Source organism: Beggiatoa leptomitoformis, from assembly GCF_001305575.3.
GTDB lineage: Bacteria > Pseudomonadota > Gammaproteobacteria > Beggiatoales > Beggiatoaceae > Beggiatoa > Beggiatoa leptomitoformis.
In genome coordinates, this window is sequence record NZ_CP012373.2 from 1,154,283 (window position 1) to 1,171,802 (window position 17,520).

General features: G+C 40.2%; 16 protein-coding genes. 13 read left to right on the forward strand and 3 right to left on the reverse strand.

Annotation, left to right across the window (positions count from 1 at the left end; all coding sequences use genetic code 11):
- Positions 1-510: 510 nt before the first annotated feature.
- The 9 genes from AL038_RS04815 to eno all read left to right on the forward strand — a co-directional run bounded on the left by AL038_RS04815 (position 511) and on the right by eno (position 10,269).
- Positions 511-1,257: a YebC/PmpR family DNA-binding transcriptional regulator gene (locus tag AL038_RS04815; RefSeq protein ID WP_062149787.1), complete on the forward strand. Its 747-nt coding sequence runs from the start codon at positions 511-513 to the stop codon at positions 1,255-1,257.
- 7 nt (positions 1,258-1,264) lie between these two features.
- Positions 1,265-1,768, forward strand: coding sequence for a crossover junction endodeoxyribonuclease RuvC (ruvC, locus tag AL038_RS04820; RefSeq protein ID WP_062149790.1), 504 nt, complete (start codon positions 1,265-1,267; stop codon positions 1,766-1,768).
- Between the two features lie 38 nt (positions 1,769-1,806).
- On the forward strand, positions 1,807-2,424 hold the full coding sequence (gene ruvA, locus AL038_RS04825) for a Holliday junction branch migration protein RuvA (RefSeq protein WP_062149793.1): 618 nt from the start codon (positions 1,807-1,809) through the stop codon (positions 2,422-2,424).
- Positions 2,425-2,459: 35 nt separating this feature from the next.
- Positions 2,460-4,163, forward strand: coding sequence for a PAS domain S-box protein (locus AL038_RS04830; RefSeq protein WP_062149796.1), 1,704 nt, complete (start codon positions 2,460-2,462; stop codon positions 4,161-4,163).
- Between the two features lie 398 nt (positions 4,164-4,561).
- Positions 4,562-5,467: a glycosyltransferase family 2 protein gene (locus AL038_RS04835; RefSeq protein ID WP_062149799.1), complete on the forward strand. Its 906-nt coding sequence runs from the start codon at positions 4,562-4,564 to the stop codon at positions 5,465-5,467.
- Positions 5,464-6,888 carry a glycosyltransferase family 2 protein gene (locus AL038_RS04840; protein WP_062149800.1) on the forward strand — a complete coding sequence of 475 codons (1,425 nt, stop codon included), beginning with the start codon at positions 5,464-5,466 and terminating at the stop codon, positions 6,886-6,888. Before AL038_RS04835 ends, AL038_RS04840 begins: the two co-directional genes overlap by 4 nt.
- Complete coding sequence (gene folB / locus AL038_RS18460; RefSeq protein WP_236839464.1) at positions 6,803-7,408, forward strand: dihydroneopterin aldolase; 606 nt, start codon at positions 6,803-6,805, stop codon at positions 7,406-7,408. The genes AL038_RS04840 and folB overlap by 86 nt, the downstream gene beginning before the upstream one ends.
- 27 nt (positions 7,409-7,435) lie before the next feature.
- Complete coding sequence (gene folC, locus AL038_RS04850; protein ID WP_062149803.1) at positions 7,436-8,704, forward strand: bifunctional tetrahydrofolate synthase/dihydrofolate synthase; 1,269 nt, start codon at positions 7,436-7,438, stop codon at positions 8,702-8,704.
- A gap of 281 nt (positions 8,705-8,985) precedes the next feature.
- Positions 8,986-10,269, forward strand: a complete 1,284-nt coding sequence (gene eno / locus AL038_RS04855) for a phosphopyruvate hydratase (RefSeq protein WP_062149806.1) — start codon at positions 8,986-8,988, stop codon at positions 10,267-10,269.
- A 173-nt stretch (positions 10,270-10,442) separates the two neighbouring features.
- Here the strand turns inward: eno and AL038_RS04860 are convergent, their stop codons facing one another.
- The 3 genes from AL038_RS04860 to AL038_RS04870 all read right to left on the reverse strand — a co-directional run bounded on the left by AL038_RS04860 (position 10,443) and on the right by AL038_RS04870 (position 13,387).
- The gene (locus tag AL038_RS04860) at positions 10,443-11,726 is read right to left on the reverse strand and encodes a TRAP transporter large permease (RefSeq protein WP_062149808.1); all 1,284 of its coding nucleotides are present in this window, start codon (positions 11,724-11,726) and stop codon (positions 10,443-10,445) included.
- A 2-nt stretch (positions 11,727-11,728) separates the two neighbouring features.
- Positions 11,729-12,301 (reverse strand): TRAP transporter small permease, encoded by a 573-nt coding sequence (locus tag AL038_RS04865; protein WP_062149811.1) that lies wholly within the window; start codon positions 12,299-12,301, stop codon positions 11,729-11,731.
- 96 nt (positions 12,302-12,397) lie between these two features.
- Positions 12,398-13,387, reverse strand: a complete 990-nt coding sequence (locus AL038_RS04870; protein WP_062149814.1) for a TRAP transporter substrate-binding protein — start codon at positions 13,385-13,387, stop codon at positions 12,398-12,400.
- Between the two features lie 479 nt (positions 13,388-13,866).
- Between AL038_RS04870 and AL038_RS04875 the strand changes: the two genes are divergently transcribed.
- The 4 genes from AL038_RS04875 (at position 13,867) to AL038_RS04890 (ending at position 17,441) form a co-directional block, all read left to right on the forward strand.
- Entirely contained in the window at positions 13,867-14,628 is a 762-nt protein-coding gene (locus AL038_RS04875) for a uroporphyrinogen-III synthase (protein WP_101539092.1), read from the forward strand.
- Positions 14,629-15,106: 478 nt separating this feature from the next.
- A complete protein-coding gene (locus tag AL038_RS04880; protein WP_062149820.1) occupies positions 15,107-15,622 on the forward strand; it encodes an HNH endonuclease in 516 nt (171 codons plus the stop codon).
- A gap of 234 nt (positions 15,623-15,856) precedes the next feature.
- Positions 15,857-16,330: a globin domain-containing protein gene (locus tag AL038_RS04885; RefSeq protein ID WP_062149823.1), complete on the forward strand. Its 474-nt coding sequence runs from the start codon at positions 15,857-15,859 to the stop codon at positions 16,328-16,330.
- 124 nt (positions 16,331-16,454) lie between these two features.
- A complete protein-coding gene (locus AL038_RS04890) occupies positions 16,455-17,441 on the forward strand; it encodes a KpsF/GutQ family sugar-phosphate isomerase (protein WP_062149826.1) in 987 nt (328 codons plus the stop codon).
- Positions 17,442-17,520: the final 79 nt, after the last annotated feature.

Here is a 17,520-nt window from a genome sequence, read left to right on the forward strand (position 1 = left end):
CCTGATGTAGATAATAGGCATCGTATTAAACAAAATGTTGGCGTGTTCCTTTCATATCATAAGCGATTTTCCTAATACTGGTTTATAGGATACGGTTGAAATTGCTAACATTATATAAAACAATCAATTTTTATTTCTCATTGCAAATGTCTCACTCAATATATTGAGCGCATTAAACGAGTCAGAATAAATCATTTTCCCGATTTCTCATTAAGAGGCTGTCTCACTCAAAATTCTTAGGATTAAAATAATTTCAATCTGGAGAGAAGCATCATGAATTGCATCTTGAGTGATATAAGAAACGACATTCCTCCTGCTATCTGAGATTGACTAGTTGGTGATACAATAGCCTACTATTACATCTATTTATCAAACATATCGTATAAATATCTGATGTTATTTAGCGTTTAAAAAAGTGTATTTAGAATTTGCATGATTTAAAAAACCGCGTAGTAATGAACGCATTCGTTACTACCGCTTAATTAATAACAAAATGTAGGGTTTTCATTCATGGCTGGACATAGCAAGTGGGCAAATATTCAGCACCGTAAAGGTGCGCAAGATGCTAAAAAAGCAAAGGTTTTCACCAAATTTATTCGTGAAATTACGGTTTCTGCGCGGATGGGCGGCGGGGACGCAAATGCGAATCCACGCTTGCGTTTAGCCGTTGATAAAGCCTTAACCGCTAATATGCCAAAAGATACGATTGAACGGGCGATTAAACGGGGTGCGGGGGCGGCTGATGGTGAGAATTATGAAGAAGTGCGTTATGAGGGATATGGTGCAGGGGGAATTGCCGTTATCGTTGATTGCATGACCGATAATCGTAACCGTACCGTTTCTGAAGTCCGTCATGCGTTTAGCAAATGTGGTGGCAATTTGGGAACAGATGGCTCTGTTGCCTATATGTTTGAAAAAATTGGATTATTAACCTATCCGACGGGCAGTAATGAAGATAAAATCATGGAAGCTGCTTTAGAAGCAGGCGCGCAGGATGTGGTGAAAAACGAGGATAACTCGATTGATGTTATCACCGACCCAAGCGATTTGCACAGCGTAAAAGTTGCAATGGAAAAGGCGAAATTAGTGCCTGAATCCGCAGAAATTACCATGCGTGCAGGCACAAGTACTAGCGTTGATTTAGACACGGCTGAGAAAATAGTTAAATTATTAGACATGCTAGAAGATTTAGATGATGTGCAGAAAGTTTATTCTAACGCCGATTTCAGTGATGAAGTTATGGCGGCACTTGCATAAATCTTGCATGACACGAATCCTTGGAATTGACCCCGGTTCACGGGTGACAGGCTTTGGTATTATTGAAGCGCGTCAACAAAAAGCGGTTTTTATTACCTGTGGGTGCATACGCACTCACACGGCTGAAATGCCTGAGCGGTTGCATGAAATTTATACGGGTTTACAAACACTGATTGGTGAGTATCAACCCACCGTTTTGGCAATTGAACAAGTGTTTGTCTCGCGTAATGTGAGTTCTGCGTTAAAATTAGGACAAGCGCGCGGCGTAGCGATTGTTGCAGCGGTTGTGCAAGGGTTGGCGGTGTTTGAATACGCACCCACCCAAATTAAGCAAGCCGTTGTAGGACAAGGACATGCGCAAAAAGAGCAGGTGCAACAAATGGTTAAGATATTATTATGCTTGTCAGCAATACCGCAAGCGGATGCTGCTGATGCGTTAGCCGTTGCGATTTGTCATCTGCACACTTACCAACATCAGCAACAAATTGCTAAATCCAGCATAACTCGCTAATGTCACTGATATCACATTTTAAATAATGAGGTTATTTCATGATTTCGCGCTTATGCGGATTATTACTCGAAAAATCTCCTCCTATGCTTGTTATTGATGTGCAAGGGGTTGGCTATGAAGTTGAAGCCCCAATGTCCACTTTTTATAAGCTACCTGAATTAAACCAACCTGTTAATTTATTTACCCATTTGCTCATCCGTGAAGATGCACACCATTTAGTCGGTTTTATCAGCGATGCTGAACGGCGTATGTTTCGAGAATTGATAAGAGTGAATGGAGTTGGTGCAAAACTCGCATTAAGTATCTTGTCAGCAATGGATTTAACATTATTTGCGACCAGTATTCAGCAGGCAGACACAACGCGACTCATCAAAATACCGGGTGTTGGTAAAAAAACGGCTGAAAGATTAGTCATTGAAATGCGTGATAGACTAGAAGGATTCACGGTTAATGCACAAAATAACCCTCATGTCATCTCATCACTAGTACAGGGTGTTATCAGTCCTGTTGATGATGCAATTAGTGCTTTGATTGCACTCGGATATAAGCCACAAGAAGCTACTCACTGGGTTCGTACTGTCAAAGGAGAGGAGACAGAAAAAATCAGTAGTGAAATGTTGATTAAACGGGCGTTACAGGCTGCATTAAAACAGTAGCGAAGGATAGAACTCGCGTCTAAGAGAGGCAAATAATGTTTAAAGAGGACGAACAAAAATTCTTAGTATTAGTCGTTGACGACGACCTCTTTATGCGGGGTATGTTGCAAAATCTATTGGAGGAACAGGGATATACAGTTACACAAGCGGATAATGGTGTAAAAGCCATTGATACCTTTAAGCAATGCTTACCCGATTTGGTGTTGATGGACGCGGCAATGCCTGTGATGGATGGCTTTACGGCCTGTCATCAATTAAAACAAATGGATATTAGTTCAGATGTTCCCGTCATTATGATCACCTCTTTAGATGATGAAGCTTCTGTAGATAAGGCGTTTACAGCGGGTGCGGTTGAATATATTACTAAACCTGTGCATTGGGCGGTTTTGCGGCATCGTGTAAAAGTTATTTTGGAAGGTAAACGCGCTCAAGCTGCCCTGCGTAAAAGTGAAAATCGGTTTCGGGGGGTTTTTGAACAAGCCGCAATGGGCATTGCGTTGGTAGATGTGGATGGCAAAATTGTTCATCACAATCCAGCGTTACAAAAAATGCTAGGACATGTTGAAGAAAGCGAGGAAACCCTTGACGGTAAAAATTTCAATAAGCTATTTTATCCCGCCGATACTGCCGTTGAAAAAGAGTTTTATCAGCAATTATTAACAGAAGAACGTCCGTTTTATCAGATGGAAAAGTATTTTTTTCATCATCATAACAGCCTTATGTTTTGGGGACGTTTAACGACCTCATTAGTGCGTGATGCCAATGATAAACCACAGTATTTAATCCAAATGGTGGAGAATATCACTGAACGCAAACGCGCCCAAACCAGACAACGCCTAGCAACTAAAGTATTTGAAACAACAACGGATAGTGTATTAATTACTGATGCTAATGGCGCGATTATTGACGTAAACCAAGCATTTTTGCTCACAACAGGTTACGGCTATGATGAAGTTTTAGATAAAAATCCACGTTTTCTTCAATCGGGTAAACACGATTTATTTTTTTATGAAACCTTATGGGCGAGTTTACGTGAAACAGGACGGTGGCGCGGCGAAATTATTAATCGTAGAAAATCGGGTGATATACATGCCGTCTGGTTATCTATCAGTGCTATTCGCGGTGAGCATAACGAAGTTACACATTATGTTGCTGTTTATTCCGATATTGTTGCACTAAAAGCCAATGCTGAACGGATGCGGTTATTAACCCATTACGATTCACTCACCGAACTCCCCAATCGTTTATTGTTTCATGAACAATTAGTCCGCGCCTGTCGTCAAGAAGAACGTCTCGCCTTGTTATATTTAGATTTAGATAATTTCAAACGGATTAACGAGCATTTCAATTATGCAATTGGTGATGAATTTTTGAAAATCACCACAAAACGCTTGCGCAAAGCTATTCGTGATGGTGACATGATTGCACGGCTAGAAGGCGATGAATTCGCGTTTATTCTGACACCTATTCATCAAGATTATGATGTCCGTCTTTTAGCAGAAAAACTATTCGAAACCGTCACAAAGCCGCTAATGCTAGATGGCAATGAAATTAAAGTGGATTGTAATATTGGTATTAGCTTTTATCAGCCGACCGATAATAAAGCGGATGAGGATAGCATCAGCACGGTTGAAAAATTGATTCAACAAGCTGATATGGCAATGTATTTGGCTAAAGAAGCGGGTAAAAATACCTATTACATTTTTGACGAGCATTCCTTTGACAGTCATGTTGCATGATTTTGCAATAAATTTTGCACAAACAATCGGTTAAAAATAAGTGCGAATGAATTCGCACTTACCCACCCAAGCCCCGCCCTGTTCACTTCGCTTTAAAAACAAAGCCGCTGAATGCCTAAATATTATTAGTAATAACAAAGCATTTATACGTATCATGGCACGTGTTATTAAACCATTATTACTAGAAACTAATATAGTTATTAATTGATTTTAATTAAGTTATGCGATAAAAATCACTCATTTTATTGAAAACTTGGCTTATTTCTTGAATGTTTTTCATTATTCGTTTTTCACGCTACAATACGCCGATCATTACGATTGTTAATTGTAGGCTGGGGTGGTTATACCTTAATTTAACCTCACATAACCTCGTGAATGAGTGCGACCTGGTAAAAACTATGAATACTAAAACACAAACCCCTAAGTTAAGTATTGTTTTTTTAAATTACAATCGCTTATCTGAAACCCGCTATACCCTCGCTATTCTCCAACGCCTGCTAGAAAATCGCCAAGATATTGAGGTAATTGCCGTTGATAATGCCTCTACCGATGGCACACAAGCCTTTTTACAAACGCAACTAGATTGGGTTACTGTGTTACTTATGGACAGCAACACAGGTATTGCAGGCTACAATGAAGGATTTAAAATAGCACGTGGCGAATATATCCTTGTTTTGGATGATGATTCACACCCAAGTGATAATCAAACCCTAGACCGCTTAATTCAATGTTTAGATACCCGTAAAGAAGTCGGTGTCGTTGCCTGTAGAATTGAAGATATAGAAGGTAAACCCGCCCGCACTTGGCATTTACCCACTAATGATGAGCCGGGAACATCAATGGCCTTTGTTGGTTGTGGTTTTGCCATCCGCCGTGAATTATTTGAAGCCATAGGCTGGTATCCTAGCGAATTCTTTTTATATCAAAACGAAATTGAAGTTGCTATTCAAGTTATGCGAGCTGGTTATCGCATTCATTACGACCCTAATTGTCGAGTTGTACACCGTCAAGCCCCTATTGGGCGCACTAACTGGCGACGAGTTTTTTACCCCACCCGTAACACCATTTGGCTCATTCGCCGTTATTATCCCTTCCCAATTGCCGCCTATTTAATCGCTTCCCGTTTATTTATGGGATTTTTTCGTGCATTACAATCATGGGAAATTCGCTCGTATTACCAAGCGGTTAAAGAAGCTTTTGCCACCCCCATCAAATTACAACGCTTACCCGCGCCATTGTACAAACAACTAACCACTTTTCGGCGACAAAATAGCGTATTTCATCAATTACTTGGACGTTTATGAGCATCAATAAGGATTCAGCCATCGCGCCGCGTATTCTGGTTATTATTGTCACTTGGAATAAACAACAATACGTATTAGATTTACTGGCCTCGCTAACTCAACAAAACTATCCAACAGTATTTATTGATATTGTTGTGGTTGACAATGCGAGCCAAGATAACACCGTTGCCGAAATTAAAGCCACTTATCCACAAGTACATCTCATTTGTAATAGTGAAAATGTGGGCGGCACGGGCGGGTTTAACACAGGATTGCGTTGGGCGTATGAACAACCTGATGGACATTATGACTACTTATGGTTACTAGATAATGATGTCTTAGTCCATCAAAACGCACTGGTTGAACTGGTAAATATCTTAGAAAGTCATGCAGATATTGCCGTTGTTGGCTCAACGATGATGCAATTAGATTATCCTTGGCGCATTAACGAAATGGGCGCGTTTGTTGATTTTGGCAGTGGACAATTAAAGCTAAATCGCCACTTAGAAGAAGTCCAAGCATGGCAAGGACAAGATATTAAAGTCCTTTTACAACAAGATTATGATTTAAGCAAACGCCTATTACACTGCCATCCTTATATGGATGTGGATTATGTCGCGGCAGCCTCACTGCTGATTCGCGCCCCCATTGCCAAACAAGCAGGATTATGGCGCGATTACTTTATCCATTTTGACGATGTGGAATGGTGTTTACGACTTGGACAAATGGGGCATCGCGTCGTTGTATCTGCCAAGTCATTGATTTGGCATCTATCTGCTGCGGCTAAAGTACCCACATGGGTTTTATACTACGACAATCGTAATGTCCTAGACATGCTTAAAACACACGGTGCGGACGATGCGACTCTGCGGCGGATGATACAATATAGTTTAAAAAAAGCAGTTTACTATCATCTGCTGGGTAAGCCAGATTTAGCCCAATTACACTACGATGCCGTTGACGACTTTCAACAAAATCAATTTGGTAAGAAAGCCATTCAACTCACCGTAAGCCAATACAAACCCAATCATAGTATTGCTAGTGTTTTAACTGACCCCACTATTAAACGGGTACTTATTTCTTTTGCCGTCAATTTACAAGCAACTGATACACAAGAAATTATTGCTAGCATTCTTAAGCAACGTTCCGATTTACAAGTTGTTTTCATGCCATTAATTAATGGCATTAGCGTTTATCAATTGCCACGTTCACGCTTTACGCCCCCCATTCCGCGCTTCTTCTTGCGTCGTTGGTTATTTTATTGGCGATTACGAGGACAATACGATTTAGTCATTCAGTCAGATTATCAGCGGGTGATTGGTTTGTCGTGGCTAAAAGCCAAGATTATTTTTATCAATGATGAAGGCTTCGCGCTTTCACCGCCGCCTAATTTCTCAACGGTTTGGCAAGCAGGATTACGCTGGTTTAAATCGCTGTTTTAACGGTATGATGGGTGGAAGTTGTCCACCCCATTCGCCTATTATTCTCTTTCTTCATGGCTATCCAGCCGCAGACACTATGCGATTAAACAGACAGACATTTAAAATTAATGCTGTCTATCGTTGCATAGCACCACTAACTACCGCTAAAACCGTTATGATTGGCACAATTGGCATTAAAGACCTAAAAATTACTTGTATTATTGGCATTTATCCTGCTGAAAGAACCACAACACAAACGCTACTGTTAGATATTGAAATAGACTATCCTTTCAGCACCGCTGTTATGTCAGAAGATATAACACAAACAATTGATTATGCAAAAGTAGCCGAACAATTAACCGAGCTTGCAGTAACAGGACGCTATCAACTGATTGAAACCCTTGCAGAACACGCGGCACAGTTATTATTCAAAACCTATCCACATATACAACGGCTTAGGTTAGACATTAAGAAGCCCAATGCACTGCCAGCAGCAACATATCCTTATGTTCGTCTTGAACGATTCCCACACTCCTATTAATAACAATCTTTTCAGAAGATGAGCCAAATGCGTTTTACAACCCTTGATGAATGGCTGGATTGGCAGACAGCGTTACACCCCCGCCAAATTGAACTGGGGCTACATCGCTGTCGTGAAGTTGCTCAACGTCTGCAATTATTAACCCCTGAATTTACAGTTATTACCGTGGGGGGAACAAATGGCAAAGGCTCTAGCGTTATGCTTTTAGATACCCTTTTGCAAGCAGGTGGTTATCGCACGGGGCGTTATATGTCACCGCATTTACTGCGCTATAACGAACGCATTTGTATTCATGGACAAGAGGTTAGCGACACTGATTTATGTGCCGCTTTTAACGCGATAGAATCGGTACGAGGAGATATTTCCCTCACTTTTTTTGAATTTTCCACCCTTGCTGCCCTCTATGTGTTTCAACAGGCACAATTAGATGTTGCTATTTTAGAAGTTGGTTTAGGCGGACGCTTAGATGCAGTTAATATCATAGACCCGACCGTTGCCCTAGTCACCGCAATCGATATAGACCATGTTGATTGGTTGGGTTCAGACCGTGAAAGCATTGGTTTTGAAAAAGCAGGCATTTTTCGTGCAAATTGCCCTGCTGTGTGTAGCGACCCACACCCACCTGCCCGTTTAGTAAATTATGCACAAACGCTAAATACCCCCCTGTATTTATTAGGACGTGATTATTTTTACGAAAAAGATACAGTAACAACATGGCGGTGGAAAAATAATCAACAAGATTATCAACTGCCACTCCCTGCCTTAAAAGGGGATTTTCAACTGCAAAACGCAGCAGGGGTATTAATGGTTCTTAACCTGTTACAAACCCGTTTACCACTACAATTATTGCACTATCAACAAGGATTACAAACCGTTAAAAATCCGGGGCGGTTTCAAGTTTTTACGAACAACTGCACACGCATTTTAGACGTTGCCCACAATCTACAAGCCGCACAAGCCCTAAAACAATTACTCCAAAGCTATCCCGTACAAGGGAAAAGTTACGCTGTCATGAGCGTCTTAAAAGACAAAGATATTGAAGGAATTATGCGTTGCATGTTGCCTGAAATAACAGAATGGCACATTGCCCCCTTAATCGCCCCACGCGCAACACCGATTGAAGAATTACAAGAACACTTACAAGCCGTTGGTGCCGATTGTATTCAATGCCATACCAGCATCAGCGATGCGTATCGTCATGTGCTAGCCCTTGCAACGATAAACGACCGTATTATTGTGTTCGGCTCTTTTTATACGGTGGCCGATGCGTTAATGGTTGAACAGTGTTTACAATAAGAATTGTCTAAAAATCCGCTTTTTTGAAAAAAACAGTTTAAATAGCGTAAAACCCACTAATTAAGAATGCAGAAGGCTTTTTTGTCTTTCAACGCCAGAAATTTTGTGTGTCTGCAAACGCTGTTTCAGGCAAACAAAATATTGATAATTTACTTATTAGAACAATTAATTATATCGCTTGTGTGAATTTCACCTTGTTTAAACTGGAGTGATTATTCTTAAGCGCATAAAATAGACCGTTCGTTTTTAAAAGTTTTTAGTCATTATCCTAAGGAAAATAAATGTCACTTATTACAAAAATTCATGCACGCGAAATTCTTGATTCACGAGGGAATCCAACCGTTGAATGTGATGTGATGACTACATCAGGGGTTATCGGGCGGGCGGCTGTGCCTTCTGGCGCATCAACAGGCTCGCGCGAAGCACTGGAATTACGCGACGGTGATAAAAGCCGTTATTTAGGCAAGGGCGTTTTAAAAGCCGTTGCACACATTAATACCGAAATAAATAATGCACTGGTTGGCATGGCGGTGGATAAACAAACCGCGATAGACCATACAATGCTGGCTTTAGATGGTACTGCAAATAAAGGACGTTTAGGCGCAAACGCCCTGCTAGGAGTATCTATGGCCGTTGCTAAAGCAGCCGCATTAGATTACAAACTCCCGCTTTATCGTTATTTAGGGGGCAGTGGCGCAATGCAAATGCCTGTTCCTATGATGAATATTATCAATGGCGGCGCACATGCAGATAATAACGTTGATATGCAGGAGTTTATGATTCTGCCAACGGGTGCAAGTTCTTTGCGGGAAGCGGTGCGTTATGGGGCAGAAGTGTTTCATGCGTTAAAAAGCGTATTAAAAAAACGTGGTTTGAATACAGCGGTTGGTGATGAAGGCGGTTTTGCACCTGATTTACCATCTAACGAATCCGCAATTGAAGTGATTTTAGAAGCGATTAGTACCGCAGGATTTAAAGCAGGCGAAGACATTTGGCTGGGTTTAGATGTCGCAAGCTCTGAATTTTACAAAAATGGTAAATACGATCTCGCCTCAGAAAAGAAACAATTGGATTCTGCACAGTTTACGGACTATTTAGCTAACTGGGTTGATCAATATCCGATTTTAACCATTGAAGATGGCATGGACGAAAGCGACTGGGCGGGCTGGAAAATTCTGACCGAACGGTTAGGCAAAAAAGTGCAGTTAGTTGGCGATGATTTGTTTGTAACTAATACCGCTATTTTACAAGAAGGTATTCAAAAAAATATTGCGAATTCCATTCTCATCAAGCTTAATCAAATTGGAACTGTGACCGAAACCTTAGCGGCGATTGAAATGGCAAAGCGAGCAAGATATACCGCCGTTATTTCTCATCGGTCTGGTGAAACAGAAGATAGTACGATTGCTGATTTAGCGGTTGCAACCTCATCAGGACAAATCAAAACGGGTTCATTATCTCGCTCTGACCGCGTTGCAAAATACAACCAATTAATTCGGATTGAAGAAGAGTTAGGCTCACAAGCAACTTATGCGGGTAAAGCTGCATTTTATAACTTATTCTAATATTTTTAACACGGATAGCACCGTTCTAAGCGGTGTTATCCGTTTTTTCGTACTAAAAGTTAAAGCCTGTCCATATCAGAATTTACTAAATGCTTAGAATTAAAGATAATACTTTTAATTCAGCCAAATAGATTTTTACAACCCCAAAATATTCCCCGTTTATGGGACAGAAGTTAAGCACCGAATAACAAATCGGGTAAGAAAGTAGAGATAATCGGGACATAAGTAATCAGCATTAAGAAAGCCAATAAAATCATTAACCAAGGTAAAGTTGCTTGCACAACTTCGATAATACTCATTTTCGTAATGCCCGCTGTTACAAATAGATTTAAGCCCACTGGTGGCGTAATCATGCCGATTTCCATATTCACAACCATAATGATACCCAAGTGAATGGGGTCTATCCCTAAGGTTTGAGAAATAGGGTAGAGAATCGGTGCAGTGATTAATAATAAACCTGTTGGCTCCATAAAATTACCGCCTATCAACAATAAGATGTTGACAACTAACAAAAACATCCAAGGAGATAATCCCCAACCAACAATTGATTCTGTAATCATTTGCGGAATGCGTTCTGTTGTTAATACGTGAGAAAATAACATTGCATTAACAATGATAAACATAAGCATAATACTGACTTTGGCAGAATCTATCAGCACATGCGGAATGTCGCGCATTTTTAAATCAGAGTAAACAAATAAAGCGATAACAAAGGCATAAACCGCAGCAACAGCAGCGGCTTCTGTTGGTGTAAATACCCCGCCATAAATCCCCCCGATAACAATCACAATCAATAATAATCCCCAACCTGCATCAATTGTTGCTGTAATCAGTTCTTTTAGGGATGCACGCGGCAACTTGGGCAAGTTATGTTTGCGCGCCATAAAATACATCCCCAAGATTAAAAGGCTTGCTAATAAAATACCGGGTATCACACCTGCCATGAATAAGCGTCCAACTGATACTTCTGTTACCGCAGCGTAAACAATCATAACAATTGAGGGGGGAATTAAGATGCCTAATGTCCCTGCTGTGCATACCATGCCAGAAGCCAATCGTTGTGGATAACCTGTAGAAACCATTGCACTAATGACGATAGAACCGATTGCAACCACAGTTGCAGGGGATGAGCCTGAAACGGCAGCAAACAGGGTACACGCTAGAATAGAGGCAATGCCTAAGCCGCCTTGAATAGAACCCACACATGCAATTGCAAAACGAATCAATCTTTTAGCAACACCACCTGTGGAGAGAAAAGCGGAGGAGAGGATAAAAAACGGAATGGCTAATAATGAATAATGTTGAGTTGCTTCAAAGGTTTTCAGCGCGAGTGATGCTAATGAATCAGTAGAGAAAAATAAAATCGTTAACACACTGGATAAGCCTAGCGCGACAGCAATTGGCATCCCAATAATCATGAAGATAAATAGCAGAATAAACAGTGAGGCAGTAGCCATTTTTAGCGTCCATCCTCTTTAGGTGAGTTGTTGGATGTAGATTGCGGTTCATCTTGTTGAAATTGTTTTAGTGCATCAGCCGCTTCGTCCGCAAGCATTTGTATTTGTGACCCAATTAACAGTTTTACACCTACTTGTAAAAATCGGGCGAACAATAAGGCAAAACCCACAGGCAGAATAAGATAAATAATCCATTGTTGAATGGGTAAATCTTCTGATTCGTTTCCCAAGGTGTACATAATGTCTAAATAGCGCCACGCGCCAATTCCTAAAATCACGCAGTAAACCAGACAACACAAAATAGCAATTAAACCGATAATCCGTTGTCCTAATGGCGGAAATAATTTGACCACAGCATCAATGCCTATATGTGCGTTAACCCGCACGGCATAAGACATACCGAATAAAACCAGCCAAGCAAATAACGCCGTTGTTAATTCTAATGCCCAAACAAACCCACTACTAAAAACATAGCGTGCTACAACATTAGCAAATGTAACCAACGTCATTGAAGCCAATAACAGCGCAAGAAACCATTCTTCTAATCGGTTATAAATATTAGATAAAAACCACATAATGCTCTCCTAATAAAATACAAAAGCAAACAAGCCTTTAAGCGACGATGACAGGTTCACCACTTAAAAGCTTGTGTTTGAGAATGATGGAAAATCTTAGGGTTTTTTATTTGCCGCGAGTGCTGCTTCAATTAAATCTTTACCGATGGAATCTTCAAATTGTTTCCATACGGGCATCATTGTTGTCCGCCATTGTTGTAATTCTTCGGGCGTTAGTTGTAATACTTGGGTTTTACCTGAATCAATCACCAGTTGACGGTCTGCCATTTCTTGAGCGAATGCGGCTTTGTTCACTTCAACCGTTACTTCTGCCAAGATTTTTTCTAATTCAGCACGTATGTCATCAGGCAATTTTTTCCAAAAAGCGGTATTCGTCACCACCATGTAATCTAAAACGCCATGATTGGTTTCGGAGAAAAATTTCTGAACTTCATGGAATTTTTTAGAATAAATATTTGCCCAAGGATTTTCTGCGCCATCTACAATTCCTGTGGCTAATGCATTATAAACTTCTGAAAATGCTAATTTTTCAGGGCTTGCACCCAGTGCTTTAAATTGTGCTTCTAGCACTTTAGATTGTTGAATACGGAATTTTAGCCCTTTTGCATCGGCTGGCACACGGAGTGCCTTGTTTGCGGAGAATTGTTTCATCCCATTGTGCCAAAAAGCTAACCCGTAATAGCCTTTTTTCTCTACAGAGTGGAGTAACTCTTGCCCTTTCGCACTGGCTTGAAAACGGTCGACAGCGGCTAAATCATCAAATAAAAATGGTAGGTCAAATAATTGAATCTTATCAGTATATTTACCAAACTTAGCCAATGAAGGCGCGAGCATTTGTACGTCACCTAACAATAAGGCTTCCATCTCTTTTTCATCACCGTAGAGTTGGGAGTTAGGATAAACTTCGACAACAACTTTGCCCGCAAGACGTTCTTCTACCAGTTTTTTAAACAAGTTCGCCCCCATGCCCTTAGGGGTACTTTCAGCCACAACATGGGCAAATTTAATTTTAATGGGGTCTGCTTGAACGTAGCTGATATTGAGTGCTAAACACAACAACATAAGACCGTGTATAAAAACACGCATGTATTCCTCCTAAACCTAATGGTTGATATAAAGTAACACGTCTTTTCTACTGTTTAGTTTTGCGTAAAAGGCTTATGACTTAATCCGATAGTGTGTTGTTATGCCACTTTGAATAAGGATTAAGACAGTAGAAGAAGAATTCGGGCTTTTTGTAGCGAGTTTCCTCACGATAAAGTCCTTTTTAGAGGCTAACTGTATTTATTGTAAATAGCAAGTAAATTATTTTAATTTTTATTAAAAATCATTATATTACAAACTAAATAATCAGTAATGTAATTTTATTAGTCCTCATAAATGAATAAGTATATAAGTATTTATTAATACTGTTTTATGAAAAAGTACAATATATTTATATAAATCTTAATTTTCTTATCAAAAACCTACAATTTGTAATTAAATTGATATTTAATTATGGATTATCTTACAGTTATAAAATAAGGCTATTTCATCATTTTAGATAAATCATCGATAAGGCAAAAATGCATTTAAATAATATCCATGTGTTAGTAACACGCCCTGCTCATCAAGCAGAGCCATTGTGTCAGCGTATTGAAGCGATGGGGGGGGTTGCCATTCGCTTGCCTGTATTAGAAATTGTGCCACTAATTGATAGAGAAGCATTGTTTGCGTGCCAAGCGCAGTTAGACCACATTAATATGCTGATATTTATTAGCGTAAACGCTGTGGAATATGGTTTGCCTAATTTATTGAATAACGAAAAAACATTTTCAAAACAACTATCTGTTGTAGCAATTGGAAAAAAAACGGCTGAAGCATTACAAGCATGGGGGATTGATGCCCTTTGCGCACCTGCGCCTTACAACACAGAAGCACTTTTAAGCTTACCAATGATGCAACATCTCACAGGTCAGCGAATTGTGATTGTGCGTGGCGAGGGCGGACGCGAGGTATTAGCTGAACAACTATATGCACGTGGGGCGCAAGTGGATTATTTAAATGTTTATCGCCGTGAACGTCCTCTAACATCCTCACTGCCAACGATACGCCCTGATATTATGATAGTTACCAGTAGCGAAGGCTTGCATAATTTATTGAGTTTATTAGCTAATCAATCATGGGTAAAACAAACACCTTTGATTGTCATGAGTGAACGCACACGCGTAGAAGCTCTGAGTTTGGGTTTTCAAGCCCCTGTTTTGGTGGCGACGGCCGCTAATGATGAAGGCTTATTAACCATGTTAGTTTATTGGCAGACAAAAGAACGTTTTGCAAATAGGTAGATATGAGCAATGTCAACATTATTTAAACCATCGTTTACTGAACAATTAATATTTTTAGCGTTTAACGACAGGAAAATAATGCTTTTGTGTCCGCAGCCCTTAATACATCCTACCCGACCGAGCATTGACCATAACTTTTTGAAAATTTATCGAGTTTATGATGGATTGAAAAAAGACTGTTTTTCATTTTTCTATCCATAATTCTTTTTATATCAATCGCTGATTGGCTTTCTTCTTGCTTGACCACATTTAATAAGCGTGCTATGTAATGTAATCGCACTATAAATTTTTTAGTAGTGCTAAATAGAATAAGGATAAATCATTTCTAAAAGTCCTGACTTAGAGAATTCTTGCGTTTATCCTTAAACACCTGTTTAGCACTACCTGTTTTTTATAGTTAGCGATGGTAAGGCATTTACTTGTTATTTATCCTCAATAACCTAAAGGAGTCGGTTTAGTGATAAATCGAATGTGAACCGTGACAAGTTCTACTGAAATATTAAGCCAGTCTATTGTAGTGTTTTCTAAAAATTATCTGCCTATCAGTCAAATTAATATTAAACGCGCTATTGCGTTGCTGATTACAGGAAAAGCAGAGCCATTGGATTTTAATCAAGGTAAGGGAATCGCCGTGCATTCACCTACAACTGTGCTGGTTGTGCCTTACCAAATCCGTTTAACCATGCTGCAGACAGAACGCGCATGGCGTATGCCGACATTGAACCGTAGGGAAATATTAAGGCGAGATAAACACACTTGTCAGTATTGCGGTAGTACCAAAAACTTAACGATTGACCATGTTATTCCCCGTTCAAAGGGAGGTAAACATGTATGGGATAATGTCGTTACCGCTTGCGGACGTTGTAACAATCGCAAAGGTGACAGAACCCCTTTACAAGCGGATATGGTATTACACACCATTCCACAAGCACCAACACACCCCTCAGTCAGCTTTGCCGCCCATTTTTGGCGTGAACACCAATTAGAGAATTAATGAATACACGCTTTACACACACGGGCGAATTTATTCGCCCCTTTACTCCCCGCCAACACCACTTGTTACCAAAAAGCTGCATAGCAAATCCTTCGTTTTACAACTAAACTCAACAGAACATGGATGTCACCCCCATTGAGAGCAGATTTAATGGTTGCAGAGGGATAAAAATCCGCATACCCTAACCCTCCGCGAATAGTTAGCGTTAAATCATGAAAGAGAGGTCAGAACGCCATGATAATTCAAGATACGTTGTCAACAAAAGCCAAAGCGGTTATCAAAACCAGCACGCCTTTACTCCGCGAATATGGAGAGTCAATTGCTAAACGGACGTATGACATCTTATTTGAGAAGTATCCTCAAGTTAAACCCTTATTTGCTAAAGCCCCATCTAACCAACCCCACCTACTCGCACGTTCAATTATGGCATTTTGTGAAAATGTTGATAATTTAGACTCTATTATGAAAGATTTAGAAATCATCAGCCAACGACATGTTGCGGCTGATGTGCATCCGGGGCATTACACCATGTTTGGACAATCCTTATTACAAGCCGTGCAAGAAATTTTAGGTAAACAAGCCAGTGAAGAAATTATCTGCGCATGGAAAGATGCTTATTTTTTCTTTGCTGATATATTAATCGAGCGTGAGCGGGAATTATCCACAAATTGTGCTGCTAAAGAACGCACCGATGTTGCCACTGCATAATCAACGTATTTTTTCTAATTTTATTTAAATTAACTAATTATTCGCGTACGTTGTGGAAAACAGGGCTGTCGTTTTCCACATATCTTTATCCGAATGACCCGCTTCTAACACTGATTATTCCCTCATGTCTCTCTCCCTTTCAGAAACTGAAAAACTCCGTCAATTAGGCTTAGCGGTTATTCAAACCGAAATGCAAGCCGTTGCTAAATTAACAGCACGTATTGACCACTTATTTGTACAAGCCTGCGAATATTTACTTTTATGTCAAGGACGTATTGTTGTTATTGGTATGGGTAAATCAGGACATATCGGCAATAAGATTGCCGCAACGCTCGCTAGCACAGGCAGTCCTGCTTTTTTTGTACATCCCGGTGAAGCCAGTCATGGCGATTTAGGCATGATTACCGCTAAAGATGTCGTTTTAGCCCTATCAAACTCTGGGGAAACAGATGAAATTTTAACTATTTTGCCATTAATTAAGCGGTTAGGCGTGCCATTAATTACACTAACAGGTAATTCTCAATCTACCATTGCAAAAAATGCGACGGTTAATCTTGACGTAAGCGTAGAAAAAGAAGCCTGTCCGCTAGGACTTGCACCAACCGCCAGCACAACCGCTGCCTTAGTTATGGGCGATGCGTTAGCTATCGCCTTATTAGAAGCGAAAGGGTTTACTGCTGAAGATTTTGCCCGCTCTCATCCTGCGGGACGTTTAGGGCGACGTTTATTATTACTAGTCAGCGATGTAATGCACACAGGGGATGCAATTCCTCGCACCGCACATCATGCAAACATCCGTGATGCCTTAGTGGAAATGAGCCGTAAAGGTCTAGGTATGACCGCTATTTTAGATGCAACAGAACACATCTTAGGCATTTTTACCGATGGCGATTTACGTCGCGCCCTAGACAAACAAATGAATGTTCATACCACCTGCGTCTGTGATGTCATGACACAAGGGGGAAAAACGGTTCATGCTGACTGTTTGGCAGTGGACGCGCTCAACCTTATGCAACAACATAAAATTACGACACTTTTAGTTTTGAATGATACAGGGGCGTTGGTCGGTGTGTTGCATCTGCATGATTTACTACGGGCAGGGGTTGTTTAATAAAAAAACAGTTAAATTTTAATAAATTGACGGATTAAATGACTAAATAAGCACTGAGTGGCATTATCATTAATTGAAT

Coding starts and splice junctions, on each gene's coding strand:
- AL038_RS04885 (WP_062149823.1), top strand. CDS start 15,857: ATGATAATTCAAGATACGTTGTCAACAAAAGCCAAAGCGGTTATCAAA.
- folC (WP_062149803.1), top strand. CDS start 7,436: ATGCGTTTTACAACCCTTGATGAATGGCTGGATTGGCAGACAGCGTTA.
- ruvC (WP_062149790.1), top strand. CDS start 1,265: ATGACACGAATCCTTGGAATTGACCCCGGTTCACGGGTGACAGGCTTT.
- AL038_RS04865 (WP_062149811.1), bottom strand. CDS start 12,301: ATGTGGTTTTTATCTAATATTTATAACCGATTAGAAGAATGGTTTCTT.
- ruvA (WP_062149793.1), top strand. CDS start 1,807: ATGATTTCGCGCTTATGCGGATTATTACTCGAAAAATCTCCTCCTATG.
- AL038_RS04835 (WP_062149799.1), top strand. CDS start 4,562: ATGAATACTAAAACACAAACCCCTAAGTTAAGTATTGTTTTTTTAAAT.
- AL038_RS04815 (WP_062149787.1), top strand. CDS start 511: ATGGCTGGACATAGCAAGTGGGCAAATATTCAGCACCGTAAAGGTGCG.
- AL038_RS04875 (WP_101539092.1), top strand. CDS start 13,867: ATGCATTTAAATAATATCCATGTGTTAGTAACACGCCCTGCTCATCAA.
- AL038_RS04890 (WP_062149826.1), top strand. CDS start 16,455: ATGTCTCTCTCCCTTTCAGAAACTGAAAAACTCCGTCAATTAGGCTTA.
- eno (WP_062149806.1), top strand. CDS start 8,986: ATGTCACTTATTACAAAAATTCATGCACGCGAAATTCTTGATTCACGA.
- folB (WP_236839464.1), top strand. CDS start 6,803: ATGATGAAGGCTTCGCGCTTTCACCGCCGCCTAATTTCTCAACGGTTT.
- AL038_RS04840 (WP_062149800.1), top strand. CDS start 5,464: ATGAGCATCAATAAGGATTCAGCCATCGCGCCGCGTATTCTGGTTATT.
- AL038_RS04860 (WP_062149808.1), bottom strand. CDS start 11,726: ATGGCTACTGCCTCACTGTTTATTCTGCTATTTATCTTCATGATTATT.
- AL038_RS04870 (WP_062149814.1), bottom strand. CDS start 13,387: ATGCGTGTTTTTATACACGGTCTTATGTTGTTGTGTTTAGCACTCAAT.
- AL038_RS04830 (WP_062149796.1), top strand. CDS start 2,460: ATGTTTAAAGAGGACGAACAAAAATTCTTAGTATTAGTCGTTGACGAC.